This window comes from Mesorhizobium sp. P2_B11, assembly GCF_056404855.1.
The window spans coordinates 518,142-534,416 of the sequence record NZ_JBFUDF010000005.1; the positions used below are offsets into that span (position 1 = coordinate 518,142).

The 16,275-nt window shown below is 62.7% G+C and carries 20 protein-coding genes; 15 read left to right on the top strand and 5 right to left on the bottom strand.

Going from position 1 to position 16,275, the window contains the following annotated elements; all coding sequences use genetic code 11:
- Window positions 1–720 precede the first annotated feature (720 nt).
- The 5 genes from AC1DYJ_RS19155 to AC1DYJ_RS19175 all read left to right on the top strand — a co-directional run bounded on the left by AC1DYJ_RS19155 (window position 721) and on the right by AC1DYJ_RS19175 (window position 4,331).
- Window positions 721–1,335, top strand: a complete 615-nt coding sequence (locus tag AC1DYJ_RS19155) for a hypothetical protein (RefSeq protein ID WP_477288064.1) — start codon at window positions 721–723, stop codon at window positions 1,333–1,335.
- Window positions 1,336–1,342: 7 nt separating this feature from the next.
- Window positions 1,343–2,197, top strand: a complete 855-nt coding sequence (locus tag AC1DYJ_RS19160; RefSeq protein WP_477288062.1) for a 23S rRNA (adenine(2030)-N(6))-methyltransferase RlmJ — start codon at window positions 1,343–1,345, stop codon at window positions 2,195–2,197.
- A 148-nt stretch (window positions 2,198–2,345) separates the two neighbouring features.
- Window positions 2,346–2,792 carry a hypothetical protein gene (locus AC1DYJ_RS19165; RefSeq protein ID WP_477288060.1) on the top strand — a complete coding sequence of 149 codons (447 nt, stop codon included), beginning with the start codon at window positions 2,346–2,348 and terminating at the stop codon, window positions 2,790–2,792.
- 130 nt (window positions 2,793–2,922) lie between these two features.
- Complete coding sequence (locus AC1DYJ_RS19170; RefSeq protein ID WP_477288058.1) at window positions 2,923–3,498, top strand: TetR/AcrR family transcriptional regulator; 576 nt, start codon at window positions 2,923–2,925, stop codon at window positions 3,496–3,498.
- On the top strand, window positions 3,495–4,331 hold the full coding sequence (locus tag AC1DYJ_RS19175; RefSeq protein WP_477288056.1) for an EamA family transporter: 837 nt from the start codon (window positions 3,495–3,497) through the stop codon (window positions 4,329–4,331). Before AC1DYJ_RS19170 ends, AC1DYJ_RS19175 begins: the two co-directional genes overlap by 4 nt.
- Before the next feature lie 30 nt (window positions 4,332–4,361).
- Here AC1DYJ_RS19175 and AC1DYJ_RS19180 read toward each other — a convergent pair whose 3' ends face one another.
- Window positions 4,362–4,988 carry a TetR/AcrR family transcriptional regulator gene (locus AC1DYJ_RS19180; RefSeq protein WP_477288054.1) on the bottom strand — a complete coding sequence of 209 codons (627 nt, stop codon included), beginning with the start codon at window positions 4,986–4,988 and terminating at the stop codon, window positions 4,362–4,364.
- 62 nt (window positions 4,989–5,050) lie between these two features.
- Between AC1DYJ_RS19180 and AC1DYJ_RS19185 the strand changes: the two genes are divergently transcribed.
- From AC1DYJ_RS19185 to AC1DYJ_RS19195, 3 genes are all read left to right on the top strand, one after another.
- A complete protein-coding gene (locus AC1DYJ_RS19185) occupies window positions 5,051–5,578 on the top strand; it encodes a DinB family protein (RefSeq protein ID WP_477288052.1) in 528 nt (175 codons plus the stop codon).
- Window positions 5,579–6,169: 591 nt separating this feature from the next.
- A complete protein-coding gene (locus AC1DYJ_RS19190) occupies window positions 6,170–6,547 on the top strand; it encodes a hypothetical protein (protein ID WP_477288050.1) in 378 nt (125 codons plus the stop codon).
- Window positions 6,548–6,897: 350 nt separating this feature from the next.
- Window positions 6,898–7,494 carry a glutathione S-transferase family protein gene (locus tag AC1DYJ_RS19195; RefSeq protein ID WP_477288048.1) on the top strand — a complete coding sequence of 199 codons (597 nt, stop codon included), beginning with the start codon at window positions 6,898–6,900 and terminating at the stop codon, window positions 7,492–7,494.
- Window positions 7,495–7,714: 220 nt separating this feature from the next.
- On the opposite strand, the gene AC1DYJ_RS19200 is transcribed toward AC1DYJ_RS19195, so the two are convergent.
- Window positions 7,715–8,365 (bottom strand): outer membrane protein, encoded by a 651-nt coding sequence (locus AC1DYJ_RS19200; RefSeq protein WP_477288046.1) that lies wholly within the window; start codon window positions 8,363–8,365, stop codon window positions 7,715–7,717.
- A gap of 413 nt (window positions 8,366–8,778) precedes the next feature.
- On the opposite strand from AC1DYJ_RS19200, the gene AC1DYJ_RS19205 reads away from it, so the two are divergent.
- The 6 genes from AC1DYJ_RS19205 to AC1DYJ_RS19230 all read left to right on the top strand — a co-directional run bounded on the left by AC1DYJ_RS19205 (window position 8,779) and on the right by AC1DYJ_RS19230 (window position 14,107).
- Entirely contained in the window at window positions 8,779–9,543 is a 765-nt protein-coding gene (locus tag AC1DYJ_RS19205) for an SDR family oxidoreductase (protein WP_477288044.1), read from the top strand.
- Window positions 9,540–11,618 carry an excinuclease ABC subunit UvrC gene (uvrC, locus tag AC1DYJ_RS19210; protein ID WP_477288042.1) on the top strand — a complete coding sequence of 693 codons (2,079 nt, stop codon included), beginning with the start codon at window positions 9,540–9,542 and terminating at the stop codon, window positions 11,616–11,618. The genes AC1DYJ_RS19205 and uvrC overlap by 4 nt, the downstream gene beginning before the upstream one ends.
- Before the next feature lie 174 nt (window positions 11,619–11,792).
- Complete coding sequence (gene pgsA / locus AC1DYJ_RS19215) at window positions 11,793–12,389, top strand: CDP-diacylglycerol--glycerol-3-phosphate 3-phosphatidyltransferase (protein ID WP_477288040.1); 597 nt, start codon at window positions 11,793–11,795, stop codon at window positions 12,387–12,389.
- A gap of 1 nt (window position 12,390) precedes the next feature.
- Complete coding sequence (gene moaD, locus AC1DYJ_RS19220; protein ID WP_477288038.1) at window positions 12,391–12,648, top strand: molybdopterin converting factor subunit 1; 258 nt, start codon at window positions 12,391–12,393, stop codon at window positions 12,646–12,648.
- A 4-nt stretch (window positions 12,649–12,652) separates the two neighbouring features.
- A complete protein-coding gene (locus AC1DYJ_RS19225; protein WP_477288036.1) occupies window positions 12,653–13,129 on the top strand; it encodes a molybdenum cofactor biosynthesis protein MoaE in 477 nt (158 codons plus the stop codon).
- Between the two features lie 210 nt (window positions 13,130–13,339).
- Window positions 13,340–14,107, top strand: coding sequence for a YbaY family lipoprotein (locus tag AC1DYJ_RS19230; protein WP_477288034.1), 768 nt, complete (start codon window positions 13,340–13,342; stop codon window positions 14,105–14,107).
- Between the two features lie 3 nt (window positions 14,108–14,110).
- Here AC1DYJ_RS19230 and AC1DYJ_RS19235 read toward each other — a convergent pair whose 3' ends face one another.
- Window positions 14,111–14,587, bottom strand: a complete 477-nt coding sequence (locus AC1DYJ_RS19235; protein WP_477288032.1) for a cupin domain-containing protein — start codon at window positions 14,585–14,587, stop codon at window positions 14,111–14,113.
- 64 nt (window positions 14,588–14,651) lie between these two features.
- On the opposite strand from AC1DYJ_RS19235, the gene AC1DYJ_RS19240 reads away from it, so the two are divergent.
- Window positions 14,652–15,107 (top strand): MarR family winged helix-turn-helix transcriptional regulator, encoded by a 456-nt coding sequence (locus AC1DYJ_RS19240; RefSeq protein ID WP_477288030.1) that lies wholly within the window; start codon window positions 14,652–14,654, stop codon window positions 15,105–15,107.
- A 2-nt stretch (window positions 15,108–15,109) separates the two neighbouring features.
- Here AC1DYJ_RS19240 and AC1DYJ_RS19245 read toward each other — a convergent pair whose 3' ends face one another.
- A complete protein-coding gene (locus AC1DYJ_RS19245; protein ID WP_477288028.1) occupies window positions 15,110–15,715 on the bottom strand; it encodes a class I SAM-dependent methyltransferase in 606 nt (201 codons plus the stop codon).
- A 134-nt stretch (window positions 15,716–15,849) separates the two neighbouring features.
- Window positions 15,850–16,272, bottom strand: a complete 423-nt coding sequence (ndk, locus tag AC1DYJ_RS19250) for a nucleoside-diphosphate kinase (RefSeq protein ID WP_142867808.1) — start codon at window positions 16,270–16,272, stop codon at window positions 15,850–15,852.
- Between the last annotated feature and the right edge of the window lie 3 nt (window positions 16,273–16,275).

The following is a 16,275-nucleotide window of genomic DNA, read 5'->3' on the forward strand; positions in this document are numbered from 1 at the left end:
ATAGTATTATAGGCGGAAAAATGTCCTGGGGAAAATTGAAATTCGGAAATATCGAAAATATTGCTCCGTCGCACTTTGTCCATAAATTCTTACCAGGCAATGCGATTGGCGCCCGAGGCGAACCGAGCCAAAAATGTCCGCGGCATTCCCAATGTATGAGGTTAAGTTCGGCTCATCGGTTGGAGTGGGCGCGTTCATGCTCTTTATTGCCTGGGACGATATTCAGTTTATCCGGGAAAGGCTCGGTAATACCATGAGAATTTAGCAGTATGGACCAAGTGGCTATGGAAGATCTATTGATGGTTACAGTTACGGTGGAGAGCATTCCTGCGTTGCTATACCTGAAGACTCGCATCGAAGGCATTTCAGATTGAAATATGTGACATCGTGCCTCTTGTAGATCGCGGGGGCGAAATTCAGCCGGGCACAATATGCGCCTCAATAATCAAATCGTGGAACGGTCCTGGCGCTCATCCATTGATGTAGGCACTATTATTTTAGCAATTGCTTATGAGCGTATAGGTAGAAATCCGTCAGTGCTGCCACACAGATATGACGCCGATGCAGTTGGGCGGCGGGCAGCTCGCTTGGCCAAATCCGCACAAACATTCATTTGGCGATTATCTTTGTCTTGGACAGACGAGGCGCGCTGCGCAGGCCATCGCCTTTTGATCCCTAGGGCGCTATTGGCAAGCTGGTCGAACATCCGGGTTATTCTCAATGCGCTTTCTCTTCTTCCTGATCCTGCTGGCCGGTATCGCCGTCGGCGTCGCCTATCCCTGGGCGATGACGAACTTCTCGGGTCATGAGATCGGCAGCTACAGGGTCTTTGAACAAGGCCGATTCAAGCCGGTGACGGTGGCGCTTTCGGCAGGCGACGCACCGGTCAGGGTGCTGGTCGACTTGACCGCGCGGGCCGAGCGCATTGTCTCGCAGCAGCGCACCGTGCTGACACTGACCGCTGCCACCGGTAGCCGCACGGTGCTGGCCTCGACGCTGCAGTTCCATCATGCCGACAATCCGCGCCAGGTCAGCCCGCAACTGCCCGACAAGATCTTTCGCGACGAGGCTGGCGTGATCGAAACCGTCAGCCCTGGCGCCTATCTCTTCACCGTCGGCCCGGGCGATGCCGATGATATCCCGATGCGGGCGGTCGACCTGGTGCTGCGCTCCGGCGCCGGCGAGATCGACAGCCGCGCCCGGCCGGTCGGCTATGGGCTGATAGCCGTCGGCCTGATCGGCTTCCTGCTCACTCTGGCTTTCGGCGGCCGCCGGCCGGAGAACCCGAACTCGAAGCCGCCGCCGCCGCGCTGGGGCAGGGGCTCCTCGAAATGAGCGCGGCATGAATTACCGTCACGCCTATCACGCCGGAAATTTCGCCGATGTCGTCAAGCATGTCGTGCTCAGCCTTCTGCTCGACTATCTGAAGCAGAAGGACAAGGCGTTTCGTGTCATCGACACGCATGCCGGTGTTGGCCGCTATGATCTGTCGTCGACGGAAGCGCAAAAGACCGGCGAATGGCAGGGCGGCATCGGCCGCCTGATCGACGCCCCGTTGGACAAGTCGGCGGCAGCGCTGCTCGCGCCATATCTCGAAGCGGTGCGTTCGCTCAATCCCGATGGCGGCGTGAAGAAATATCCGGGCTCGCCACTCATCGCCCGCCACCTCATGCGCAAGCAGGACCGGCTGTCGGCGATCGAACTGCATGGCGATGATGCCGCCAGGCTGAAGACGTTGTTTGCCGGCGATTTCCAGACGAGGGTGATCGAGCTCGACGGCTGGCTGGCGCTCGGCGCGCATTTGCCGCCGAAGGAAAAGCGTGGGCTGGTACTTATCGATCCGCCGTTCGAGGAAGCCGGCGAATTCGACCGCCTCGTCGACGGGATGCAAAGGGCGCACAAGCGCTGGCCGGGCGGCATCTATGCGCTGTGGTATCCGATCAAGGACCGCAAGGCGATCATCGCCTTCAGGAAGGCGCTCAAGCAATCCGGCGTGCCGAAACTGCTCGACATCGAGTTCGAGATCCGGCCTGCGTCGCGGGAGCCGAGCCTCGACGGCAGCGGCATGGTGGTGGTCAACCCGCCCTTCACGCTGGAGCGTGATTTGCGCATTGTGCTGCCGGCCCTGCACAGAGTGCTGGCGGTCGAAAAGCCGGCGCACTGGTCGCTGGAATGGCTGGCCGGAGAGCAAGTGTAGCTCTCGGAACAACGCAAAGTCGCTAAAGATTTTGACAGTTGAGGACGGTGATTTCACAGCTTCGCACCGAAACCATCGTCCGCGCGACCGCTTGACCGCGCGCCGCCGAATCCGCACAGTGCACGCATTCGACTTTTGAGAGGCTGCCATGACTCGCTTTGCCAAATCCGCTCTTGCTGCCCTGATTTCGCTTTGCACGCCGCTGGCCGCACCTTTTGGCCAGCCGGCGCAGGCCGCCGATCTTTCCGTCTATTCCGACGAGGACAGCGGTGTCTGCGGGCAGGCGTGGGTGCTGAACAAGATCTCCAGCCGCTTTTCCTATCAGGTGCATCACGTGCCGCATCTGCCCGATGTCTCGATCACCGATTTTCAGCGCGTTCACCAGCATCGCTATCTGCCGGCGAGCGAAGAGTGGCCGATCGGCCGCCGTTATTGCGGCGCCACCGTCAGCCTGTCCGATGGCCGTGCCCGCACCATCTGGTACCTGATCGAGGAAGGCCAGGGTTTTGCCTCGATCGGCGACAATGTCGAGTTCTGCGTTTCGGGCTTCGACCGCTGGATGGTCTACAACGGCCGCTGTCGCGTCCTGCGCTGAGAGCAGTACGTTTCGCCACCTTTGACGCCTGCGGCGAGATCGGCCGCAGGCGTTTTCATTTTGGCGTGTTGACAGGGACGATGATTGGTCGCATAAGTAGACAGACCTGTCTCATCACCGGCAAAAGATCATGACGCCATCGCCTGCGATCGACAAACGCCAGCACGTCGTCGAAACCGCCTACGCCCTGTTCAAGCGCGCCGGCTTCCATGCCACCGGCATCGACCGCATCATTGCCGAGGCCGATGTGGCCAAGATGACGATGTATCGCCACTTTCCCAGCAAGGACGAACTGATCGTCGAGGTGCTCGACTATCGCGCCAAGCGCTTCGAGCGTCAGCTCGACCAGCTTGCGCAAGAGGTCGCCACGCCGGAGCGGAAGATCGCCAATATCTTCGACTGGCACGAACGCTGGTTCGGCAGTCCTGATTTCCACGGCTGCCTGTTCGCGCATGCATTGGCCGAATTCGGCGATCCCGCCCATCCGGTATTCCAGGCCGTCGCCAGGCAGAAGAACGGCCTCAAGCGGCGCATGCAGGCGATCCTTGAGGACATAATGCCTTCGAAGCAGGCTGAGGGTGCTGCGGCGGCGCTGCTGATGCTGATCGAGGGCGCGACGCTGATGGCGCAGATGGGGCAGCCCGCCATCGACAGCGCCCGCAAGGCGGCGGATGCCGTCATCGCCAGCGCGCGTACAGCGCAATGAGCGCGACTGTCATTGCGCTCGCGCTGTTCGCGGCCGTTCTGCACGCCGGCTGGAACGCTTTCCTGCGGACGGGTGCCGACAGGCTGTGGACGGTCACCGTCATGAGCTTTTCGAGCACGCTCATCGCCATTCCAATGGCGCTTTTCCATGCGCTTCCCGCGACCGGCGCCTGGCCCTATGTCGCGCTCTCGGCCGGCCTCCAGGTCGGCTACAGCGTGTTCCTGGTCGCCGCCTACCGCTATGGCGAGTTGGGGCAGGTCTATCCGATCGTGCGCGGAAGCGTACCGCTGCTGGTCACACTCGGCGGTTTCGCGCTGGCCGGCCAGCAACTCACAATGCCCGAGATCGTCGGCGTCACGCTGGTCGCCTGCGGCATCATGGGCCTGTCGCTGGGCAGGGGCAGGGCATCGACGACCTCGATCCTCTACGCGCTGGCGACCGGCGCGATCATCGCTGCCTATGCGACGGTCGACGCCATCGGCGTGCGGGCGGCGGGCGACAGCGGCGCCTACACCGCCTGGGTGCTGCTGATCTACGGCGCCTTGCTGCCGGCGACCTTCATCGTCCTGCGCGGCAGGCTCGTCGTCAACTTCAGCGCGCCGGAAACCCGCAAGGCACTCGCCGGTGGTTTGTTCGCGCTGCTTGCCTATGCCGTCGTGGTCGCCGCCTTCGCGCTCGGCCCGGCCGGTCCGATCACCGCCATCCGCGAAACCAGCGTTGTCTTTGCCGCCTTCATCGGTCGGTTCTTCCTCGGCGAGCAACTGACGCCGCGGCGCATCGGTGCCTGCGCCGTCGTCGCGCTTGGCGCCATCTGCCTCGGCTATCAGCCGTGAGCGGCAGCGATCTCGATCGCGCTATTCTGGTCATGCGCTGCGGCCGGAACCCGACACGTAAGCGCAGATCAGCTCGACCAGTTGCTTCTGCAACTCCGGCGCATCGAGCATGTCGCGCCGTGCGGCATTGTGGATGACGCCTTCGACCGCTGAGGAGAGCACGCGCGCCACAGTCTCATTGTCCTTCCTGCGTTTGCGATATTGCGCCACCGCCACGGTGTAATGATCGAGATAACGAGACTGGAACGAGGCATGGGCGGCGCGCGAGCCGCGATCGCCTGGCACCTCGTCGAGCAGCACCTGATGCAGGGTCGGATGGACGCTGTGCGCATCGATCATGCCGCGCACCAGCTCCTGCGCGAATCGCTTGAGCGGCTTGCCGTCTTCAGCTGATTCGGCGACCACCGACAGCACCTGATCGAAATGTCGCCGGCGAATTGCCTCGACCAGCGACAGCTTGTCGGGAAAATATTGATAGAGCGAGCCGATGCTGACACCGGCGGCTTCGGCCACCTTGTTGGTGGTAAAGCCGGCCCAGCCGAGCGCGCTCAGAACATGAGCACCAGCTTCGATGATCGCTTCCACGGTTGCGCGCGAACGCGCCTGGCGCGGCTGCTTGCGCATGCGCGAGCGCGGCTTTGCAATGCGAGTAGACATGTCCGCTCCATCAGCCAAGAATATGGACAACATACTCACATTTTTTGGAAAGGATACGGGCCATGAGCGCGCTGGATCTGCTTCGCAGTCTCTTCGTCTATCAAGCCTGGGCCAATGGCGAGTTGCTTGAGAAGCTCGCGAGTATGGATCAGCAGAAGCATGCGAAGGAACGTCATGCTGCGATCCGTCTGCTCAACCACAATCTCGTCGTGTCGAGAATATTCGCGGCGCATCTTTCCGGCACGCATCACGGCTACGCGTCAGACAATACTGAGGACACGCCGTCGCTCGATGAACTCGGCGCCGATGTCGCTGCGATGGATCGCTGGTATCTCGACTATCTGGAGACCGTGTCGCCGAAACGTCTGTCACAGCCTGTGCCTTTCATCTTCACCGACGGCGACAAGGCAATGATGTCACGCCAGGAAATGCTGACCCATGTCGTCACGCACGGCGGCTACCATCGCGGTGAGATCGGCCGCATCCTGGTGCAGATTGGCGTCACGCCACCATGGGATACGTTTGCCGTACACCTGCATCAGAGCGAGCCTTCGCGTCGACTCCAGCTGCGTGAGCCGGTTGGTGTGTAGGGGCCGCATCCCTTGGTTTGCAAGGGGTAGCGGCTCCCAGGACGAGGATCTCCGCGATCCTCCACGTCCCTTTGTTCGCTGAGCATCTTCGGCGCGCCGAAGCTGGCGATCTCTCTTCTTGTCTGGAAGATGTCCGGCACAACCGGATGGGTGCAGATCCCTCAGATGCTGTCTTTCAGAGCGTCCACCAAAGCTCTCTCAATATACGAGTAAAAAGCTCGCATTCGATTTGGTGCTGTTTCTGCAGTCATCAGGATGAAGCAAGATCAGTCTCTGCGGCGCGATGATTTTTTGCAATCCGCTAAGCCGTCGATGACGATACGAGATCGACGGCGATGCAAGAGAATGTGAGCTTGACGAGAAGATCGTGTGAGTCGTTGCGCTCAGAAATTCTCTCACAAAAGTTCGCTGTGAAGCGCGAAGATTCTTTGCCGATTTCTGTGTCGACCATCGCTGACATGCTCTCGAAGTAACCGAAATTTAATCTGCGAAATTCTATGTAATGCTTCGCTGGCTAGACACACGCGAGTCAGGTATGAATTAACTTGCCGGGTCACTAACGGCCATCGGCACAAACGCAAGGGGCATCGCATGGCAAAGACCACGACGAAGGCGCCGGCGGCGAAAGCGCCGGCCAAGAAAGCGGCACCGAAAGCTGCCGCGAAACCTGCAGCAGTAAAGAAGGCAGCACCGAAGGCAGCGGCAAAGCCGGCAGCCAAGGCAGCGGCGAAGCCGGCAGCTAAGGCTGCGGCAAAACCCGCCGCCAAGGCAGCAGCGAAACCCGCCGCCAAGAAGCCGGCCGCCAAGGCAGCGGCGAAGCCTGCTGCGAAGGCAGTAGCCAAGAAGCCGGCAGCCAAGGCCGCGGCCAAGCCCGCCGCCAAGGCTCCGATGAAGGCCGCCGCCGCCAAGTCGACGGCAGCTGTGAAGAAGGCAGCACCGGCCAAGAAGCCAGCCGCCAAGAAGAAGTAACAGCGGACGACGTTTCCATCTCAAAGCTCCCGGGAACTTTGCCGATTGGCAGATTCCCGGGAGCTTTTTTGTTGCGCTTCAGGTCCTGTTTTGATGCGCGTCGTTCTCTCGAAATCGACGCCACTTCTGTGCGGCATGCATTAGCCACTTCATTGTCGGCGGATTGGCCGGCTGGTTTTGCCCTTCTGGCAGTTGCCCCCTCAGAGAAGATCGGCCAACACTAAAACGGTCGCATGCGAGCGGGTTCGGGCGACGCGCTCCAGACCTCTGTTTTTACGCGCGTCGTTCCCTCAAGACCGGACCCACTTTTGAGCGACATACGCTGGCCGTCTGCAAACAGGGAACCGATCATGCCGAAGCTGCTCTACGCGTCCTCTTCCCCCTACAGCTCCAAGGTGCGCATGGCGGCACTCTATGCCGGCATCGCCGTCGAGCTGGTGCCGATCAAGACTGAGGACAAGCCTGCCGAACTGATGACGGCCAATCCACTCGGCAAGATCCCGGTGCTGGTGCTGGACGACGGCCGCTCGATCCACGACAGCCGTGCCATCACCCAGCATCTCAACCGCGCGTCAAAGAATCTGTTGTTGCCGCGCAATGCCGACAAGCGCCTCGAGGCAGAAGTGCTGGAGGCGCTGGCCGACGGCATTTGCGACTGCGCGCTGTCGATGGTCTATGAGCGGCGCACGCGGCCCGAGGAGATGGTCTACCAGCCCTGGCTCGATCGCCAGTGGACCAAGATCACCGCCGCACTCGACCTCCTCAACGCCAATCCGCCGAAACTGCCGAAAAAGATCACCCTCGGCCAGCTGGCGCTGCGCGCCTGCCTCGGCTACCTCTCGCTGCGCTTCGCCGGCAAATGGGAAAAGGGCCGCGGCCGGCTGACCCGCTGGGCTGCGCGTTTCGACGAGAAGTTTCCGGAGCTGAAGGTGGCTGTGCCGGCGTGAGCGCTCTCTTCCTTCTCCCCTTGTGGGAGAAGGTGGCCGAGCGAAGCTCGGTCGGATGAGGGGTGTTCCAGGGAACGCCGACGCCTCACTCCGCTGGAACACCCCTCATCTGTCTCGGCGCTATCGCGCCGATCCACCTTCTCCCACAAGGGGAGAAGGCAAAAAACAAAAAAAGCCGGGCACGAGGCCCGGCTTTCTTGTGTCGTGGCTTGAACGACAGTTAGAACTTCATACCGACGCCGAAAGTTACGCGGTTGTCGCTTTCCTTGACCTTGGTGCCGACGCTGTCGAAGCTCTTGGAACCGAAGTCGGTGTAGCGGTACTCGACACGGCCGAACACATTGTCGGTGATCTTGATGTCGGTGCCGACGCCGGCCGTCCAGCCGAGCATGGTGTTGCTGTCGCTGTCGCCCGGAACCGAGATCTTCTGGTTCTTCAGGGCGCCACCGCCGGTGCCGTAGAGCAGGATTTCCGGGGTCACAGCGTAGCCGAGACGGGCGCGCAGCGAGCCTTCGAACCCGCCCTTGGAATTGACGCCGCCGCTGTCACCCTTGGTGCCGTTGTAGCCGAGATCGGCTTCAGCACCGTACACGAAGTTCTCCTGCTGCCACTGGTAGCCGCCGAAAACGCCGCCGACGAAGCCTTTGGTCTTGATGTCGGGGCCGCCGTCGTGGACTTTGGCATGACCGCTGAAACCGTAGCCAGCGCTGATACCGGCATAAGGGCCGGCCCAGGAAGCGACGGGGAGTTCGGCGATCGGGGCAGGTGCCGGGGGCTCTTCCGAGACGACGTCAGCGGCAAAAGCAGTACCGCTGAGGGCGAAGAGCCCGAGCGCGACCGCGATTGGCGCGAATTTGAGATTGGCTTGCATTGTTGTTTACTCCTTAAGCCACAAGACACGTAGGCTTGTTTGTCCTGAGCGCCATCAACCCGTCCGGGGGATGAAACGGATCTGGCACTCAACGGTTCCGAATGTCGTGTCAAAATGCGGCGGCAGCGAACCTGAAACTGGGTCATTCCCCGGCGCGAATGAGGCCGAAGCTTGACGTTGCATCTTCGCAACAGCGAAATGTCAGCACGCTTGCGATGCTGCACTGCACTCGGCTTGGTGCAAGGACTCCAGCGTCCTATATTGCGGGCCTGCCGACCCGAATCCGGGTCGGGCCGAGGTGCTGAAAAGGCCGCTTCGCCACATTCCTGCCCCAGGTGGAAACGGCATTTAACACCTGGACGCGTCACAATGTGCCGGCTAGCGGATCAGAGGCGCCAATTGAGGATTGACAGATGATCGAAGCCGCCGGAACGGCGCTGGTGACGGGTGGGGCAAAGCGGATCGGCAAGGCCATCGTCGAGGATCTGGCCGCGCACGGCTTTGCCGTCGCCATCCATGCCAACCGCTCAGGCGCCGAAGCCGACGCGTTGGCCGCGCGCATCAAAGGCGAGGGCGGCCGTGCCGCCGTGGTCGCCGCCGACCTGACCGACATGAACGCCGTCGGCGATCTCGTCGGCCGCGCCGAGGCCGCACTCGGCCCGGTCACGCTTCTGGTCAACAATGCCTCGCTGTTCGTTGACGACAGCGTCGAGGATTTCGACTGGGCGGCCTGGGACCGCCACTTCGCCATCCATGTAAAGACGCCAGCGCTGTTGGCGCAAAACTTCGCCCGTGCCTTGCCGCAAGGGCGGGATGGGCTGATCGTCAACATCATCGACCAGCGCGTCTGGCGGCCGACGCCGCGCTATTTCTCCTACGCGCTGTCGAAGTCGGCCCTGTGGACGCAGACCGAAATGCTGGCGCAGGCGCTCGGCCCGCGCATCCGCGTCAACGCCATCGGTCCCGGCCCGACGTTGAAGAATGCGCGCCAGGACGATCATGATTTCCAAAAGCAGGTCGACGGCCTGATCCTGAAGCGCGGCCCGCAATTGGCCGAATTCGGCGCCACCATCCGCTATCTCTGGGAGGCGCGCTCGGTGACCGGCCAGATGATCGCGCTCGACGGCGGCCAGCATCTTGCATGGCAGACGCCGGATGTGACAGGCATGGTGGAATGAGTCCCGCAGACCAGAAACATAAGACGCGCGCCGGCGCCGCTGACGATATGCCGCCTGAGATCGACCTCGAGGACGAGGCGGCCGAGGAGATCGTCGAGCCCGAGGCCACTGGGCCCGATGTCGCCTTCACCGCGATCGACTGGGCGCCGCATGCCGGCGACGCCGACGGCATGGTCGGCGCCGAGGTCATCCAGACGCTGGTCAAGCGGCTGCCCAATGCGCCCGGCGTCTACCGCATGATGAACGCCGCCGGCGACGTGCTTTATGTCGGCAAGGCGCGCAGCCTGAAAAAGCGCGTTACCAACTATGCGCAAGGGCGTTTCCACACCGCCCGCATCGGCCGCATGGTGCGCGAGACATCGACGATGGAATTCGTCGTCACCCGCACCGAGATCGAAGCGCTGCTGCTCGAAGCCAATCTTATCAAGCGCTTGCGGCCAAGATTCAATGTGTTGATGCGGGACGACAAGTCGTTCCCCTATATCCTGTTGACCGGCGATCACGTCTCGCCCGGCATCTACAAGCATCGCGGTGCGCGCTCGCGCAAGGGCGACTATTTCGGCCCCTTCGCCTCGGCGGGTGCGGTCGGGCGCACCATCAATTCGCTGCAGCGCGCCTTCCTGCTCAGGAGCTGCACCAACTCCTTTTACGAAAACCGCACCCGGCCGTGCCTGCTCTACCAGATCAAGCGTTGCGCCGGTCCCTGCACCGGCGAGATATCGCACGAGGGCTATGCCGAGCTGGTTTCCGAGGCGAAGGATTTCCTGTCCGGCCGCAGCCAGAAGGTGAAGACCGAGATATCTGCAGCCATGCAGCAGGCGTCACAGGAGCTCGATTTCGAGCGCGCCGCCATCTACCGCGACCGGCTGGCCGCCCTGTCGCATGTGCAGAGCCATCAGGGCATCAACCCGGCCACGGTCGACGAGGCTGATGTCTTCGCCATCCACCAGGAGGGCGGCCAGGTCTGCATCCAGGTGTTCTTCTTCCGCACCGGCCAGAACTGGGGCAATCGCGCCTATTTCCCCAAGGCCGATCCGGCGCTGGAAGGGGCGGAAGTGCTGGGCTCGTTCCTGGCGCAATTCTATGACGACAAGCCGACGCCACGGAACATTCTTCTGTCGCGAGGCGTCCAGGACCAGGAACTGCTGGCCGAGGCGCTTTCCACCCGCGCCGGCCGTAAAGTGTCGATCTCGGTGCCGCAGCGCGGCGAGAAGAAGGATCTGACCGACAACGCGCTGCAGAATGCCCGCGAGGCGCTCGGCCGCCGGCTGGCTGAAACCTCGACGCAAGGGCGTCTGCTTGCAGGCTTCGCCGAGACCTTCGGCCTGGCGAAGCCGCCCGTGCGCATCGAGGTCTACGACAATTCGCACATTATGGGCACCAACGCCGTCGGCGCCATGGTCGTCGCCGGGCCGGAAGGTTTTGTGAAGAACCAGTACCGGAAGTTCAACATCCGCTCGACCGAGATCACGCCCGGCGACGATTTCGGCATGATGCGCGAGGTGATGGAGCGGCGCTTTTCGCGGCTGCTGAAGGAGCACGGCGATGTGGCCGTGGCCGACGATGCGGCTGCCGGCGAAGCCGGCGACGACATTGAGGAAGACATTTCCGGCAGCTTTCCGGCCTGGCCCGACGTCATCCTGATCGACGGCGGCCAGGGCCAGATGAGTGCAGTGCGCAAGATCCTCGCCGATCTCGGCATCGAGGACCGCGTCGTGGCGATAGGCATCGCCAAGGGCCAGGATCGCGACGCCGGCCGCGAGCGTTTTTTCGTCAGGGGCAGGGACTCGTTTTCGCTCCCCGTGCGTGACCCCGTGCTCTATTTCGTCCAGCGGCTGCGCGACGAGGTCCACCGTTTCGCCATCGGTTCGCACCGCGCGCGGCGCAAGAAGGAATTGGTCAAAAGCCCGCTCGACGAGATCGCCGGCATTGGTCCCGGCCGCAAGCGCGCGCTTTTGCTGGCCTTTGGCACCGCCAAGGCGGTCAGCCGCGCGGCGGTCGAGGATCTGGTCAAGGTCGACGGCATTTCCGAGCAGGTGGCGAAACTCGTCTACAATCATTTCCATGAGAATTGAGCGCCGGTGACGCCGGGAGTGCCTGGCCATTGAATGGCGGCAGCCGTCTTTTCTCAGAGGCCACTCGAATCCCGGCAATCGCGCGCTATTTTCGTCTGGCCAATCGAATCTCGGCTGTTGACCCCCTACATCCGGTTCTGATTTGAGTACGCAGGCAGAAAGAGTCCCCCCGATATGGCCAAGCGCGCATTCAACCTGCCCAACATGCTCACCTACGCCCGCATCGTTGCGGTGCCGCTGGTGGTGATTTGCTTTTTTCTCGAAGGGCATCTGAAGTCGAGCGACTTCGCCCGCTGGTCGGCGCTGATCATCTTCCTGCTGGCCTCGATCACCGATTATCTCGACGGCTATCTGGCGCGCGCCTGGCAGCAGACCTCCAACATCGGCAAGATGCTCGATCCGATAGCCGACAAACTGCTGGTCGCCACCTGCCTGCTGCTGCTCGCCGCCGACACCGATCGCCATGCCGGCATTGCCGGCTGGTCGCTATGGGCGGCAATCATCATCCTGTGCCGCGAGATCCTCGTTTCGGGCCTGCGCGAATATCTGGCGGCGCTGAAAGTCTCGGTGCCGGTGACGCAGCTAGCCAAATGGAAGACCGCCATCCAGATGGTCGCCATCGCCTTCCTGCTGGCCGGGCCGGCCGGCGACAAGATCTTCCCGCTAACCACGCAGACTGGGCTGGTGCTGCTGTGGATTGCCGCACTGGTCACGCTCTACACCGGCTACGACTATTTCCGCGCCGGCCTCAAGCACATCATGGACGAGTGAGATGACCACGCGGCTCATCTATTTTGCCTGGGTGCGCGAACGGATCGGCAAGCCCGAGGAAGACGTAGAACTCCCCGCCGGCATCGAGACGGTCGCCGATTTGCTGCGCTGGCTGAAATCGCGCGGCGAGGAGTATGAGCACGCGCTGCAATTTCCCGAGGTGATCCGCGTCGCCATCAACCAGGAACATGTCGAGCATCGCGAGAAGATATCCGGCGCGCGCGAGATTGCGCTGTTTCCGCCGATGACCGGAGGCTGACGCCATGTCCGGCGCGCCGACGGTGCGCATCCAGCGCGAGGATTTCGACGTCGCCGCCGAGATCGCGAAACTGACGCAGGGTCGCGCGGACATCGGCGCCGTGGTGTCCTTCTCAGGCCTCTGCCGCGACGAGCAGGGCCAACTGTCGGCACTCGAGCTTGAACATTATCCCCGCATGGCCGAAGCCGAGATCGGCCGCATCGCCGCCGAAGCCATAACACGCTGGCCACTGCAAGGGCTGACCGTCATCCACCGCCACGGCAAGATCGTACCCGGTGAGAACATCGTGCTGGTGGTGGCGGCGTCCGCGCACCGGCAGGCGGCGTTCGAAGCGGCGAATTTCCTGATGGATTTCCTGAAATCGCGCGCCCCGTTCTGGAAGAAGGAACACCGCGTGGACGGCACCGATGGCGGCTGGGTCGAGGCCAAGGACGCCGACGACCAGGCTGCGGCGCGCTGGACACAGTCGCCGCCGGACTGATCCTGGAGCAATTCCAGGGAAAGTGTGAGCGGTTTCCCCGGGAAAAAGCGCGTAGCGCTTTTCCCGTGCGGAATTGCGTAAAAACGAGATAGAGCGGTTCCCCGTTTCTATGAAACGGCGGAATGCCCAAGCCGGAATAATGCCATGCAGCCGCCTTCCATTGACCGCATTCCCTTGGCCAAATCGCATATGGCAAATGGGAGCAAGGGCATGCTGGACAGGATCGCCGAGTTCTTCGTCTTCGGTTTTGTGCCGCTGGTCGTCGGCATGCTGGCCGTCCCCGAAGCGTCTGTCGCCGCCGAGAGGACCCTGAAGGGTGAAGTGATGTATCGCGAGCGTATCGCGCTGCCGCCCAACGCCGTGCTGTCTGTGCAACTGGCCGATGTGTCGCTGGCCGATGCGCCGGCCGCCATTGTTGGCGAACGCAAGGTGGCGCCCGCCGGCCAGGTGCCGATCAAGTTCGAGATCAGCTTCGACCCAGCGGTGATCCGGCCCAACATGACCTATGCGCTGCAGGCCCGCATCACCGCCGACGACAAGCTGCTGTTCATTACGGACACACGCTATCAGGTCGACCCGCTGAGCGAGGCGCCGCAGACCATCGTGCTGAAAATGGTGGCGCCGAGCGACACGCCGACTTCGGCCTCGCTGTTCGATCAGAGCTGGCTGGTCGAATACATCGACGGCATTGGCGTGATCGCCAAGCCGCAAGCGACGTTCCGGGTGAGCGAAGCCGGCAAGGCCGGCGGCAGCGGCCCTTGCAACACCTATTTCGCCACCGCCAAGGTCGATGGCGCGACGATCGCCGTCAGCGACATCGGCTCGACCTACAAGGCCTGCGCGCCGGAAGTGATGGCCGAAGAGAAGGCGCTGTTCGAGGCGCTGGCCAAGGCGGCGTCCTATCGTGTCGATGGCGGAAAGCTGATCATCGCCGACAAGGACGGCCGCGACATTTTGCGATTCAACGCGGCGAGTTGAGACTCACGCCTGCGGTGGCGGCGGCGCCGGTGTCAGGCCGAACCGGCGCATCAGGTCCATGAGCTTGGCGCGGTCGGGCGGGCCGCCGGCGTTAAAGATGGCGAAGGCCTCGCGAAAATAGTCCGGACCGATCGCCGCCGGCGTCACCACGCACAGCACCTTGGCGCTCTCGGCGGTATTGTTGTCGAAGCGATGGACAGCGCCGCGCGGAATGCACAGCGCTTGGCCAGGCCCGATATCGTGCCGCTGTCCGTCGACGGTCAGCGTCAGCACACCTTCGATCCCGTACATCGTCTCTTCATAGTGGTCGTGACTGTGTGCCGGGGCGGGCAGCCGCTGCGAGCCGGCGACCATCAGTTCGAAGGCGGCGATGCTGCCGTTCGACTGGTCGCCGGTCAGCAGGAAGCGCACGGCAAGGCCGCCATGGCTGATTGTCTCCTCGGCGGGATTGACGCGGATCTGGCTGGCTTTGTCTAGCATTTCATTCTCCCATGTGGTAAATCGAATTTACCCAAATGAGTAAACTCAATTTACCAAGGTGTCAATGCCGTCATCCACGGAAGATCCGCCAAAGAAGCCGCCGCTGATCGGTGCGCTGCTGCGCGTGCCGGCGCTGGCCATTCACCGCAAGCTGATCAGGGAACTCAGGGCATCGGGTTTCGAGGACCTCAGCCCGCCGCATATGGCGGTGATCCAATATCCCGGCCCCGATGGCCTTCGGCCGAGCGCGCTTGCCGAGCGCGCCGCGATGAGCAAGCAGGCCATGAATCAGCTGCTGAAGACGCTGGAGGCGATGGGTTACATCACCCGCTCGGCGGCACCCGACGAGAGCGGCGGGACCGTCGTCCACTTCACCGGCCGCGGGCGCGCCGCCTACCAGAAGATGGCCGACATCCTGCTGGACGTCGAACGGGAATGGGCCAAGGAACTTGGCGAGAAGCGTTTCACCGAGCTGAAAACGCTGCTCGGCGACCTCTGGGACACGCCGCTGATCCGCTGAAATCACTTCGTCGGCCCGAACACCGCCCCATAATGATAGGGTGGGATCTCAACCACTTTCATGAGCTCGAGGCCGCCGGCTTCGGCATCCGCGATGGTCTGTCGTGGTGAGAGCCTGAGTTCGGTTCGCGGGCCTCGCGGCTCGCCCAGTATCGTCGTCGTCTCACGCGGGTGCTGGTGCCAGTTGACGATGGCAAAGTGTCCGCCGGGGGCGAGCGCCTCGCGCACGGCACGCGCCAGCCGCGGCCGGTCGGGCACGCCGTGGAAGGCGTTGGCCATGAAGACGAAGTCGACGGGCCGGGACACAAGGTCTGGGAGCTCGTAGGCGTCGCCGGCTACGAATTCGCAATTGGTCACGCCGGCGCCGGTTAGCCGGCGTTGCGCGGCCTGCAGCTGATCGGCGTCGATGTCGACGGCGATGACGCGGTGGGCGACGGTGGCGATCGGCAGCGTAAACCAGCCGTCGCCGCAGCAGAGGTCGACCACCTCCATGCCCGGCTTCAGCCCGGTTGCCGCAAGCACGCCGGCGGGATCCGGCCACAGCGCCTCCCACCAGCCGCTGGACGGCATCTCGGTGCCCTGGAAGAAACCGGGGATGGCGCTGGTCATGGTCGGGTCGGGTCCCCTGGTGCCTGATCCGACCTTAGCGCAGACCGATCTTCGGGGGGAGTGCAGCGAGGTCCGACGCAAAGAAAGAGGCCGGCGAAACGCCGGCCTTTTGCATGCATTCCGTTCGCTTCGGCTTAGCCGACGATCTCGGTGTCGGAGAACCAGTACTTGATCTCTTCAGCAGCAGTCTCTGGCGCGTCGGAGCCGTGCACCGAGTTCTCGCCGATCGACAGCGCGTGAACCTTGCGGATGGTGCCTTCGGCGGCGTTGGCCGGGTTGGTGGCGCCCATCACTTCGCGATTCCGGGCAATGGCGTTCTCGCCTTCCAGCACCTGGACGATGGTCGGCGCCGACGACATGAATTCCACCAGTTCGCCGAAGAACGGGCGATCCTTGTGGACGGCGTAAAAGCCTTCGGCCTCACGGCGGCTCATCCACACGCGGCGCGAGGCGATGACGCGCAGGCCGGCCTCTTCCAGCATCCTGGTGATGGCGCCGGTGAGGTTGCGCCGGGTCGCGTCCGGCTTGATCATGGAAAAGGTGCGTTCGATCGCCATTGG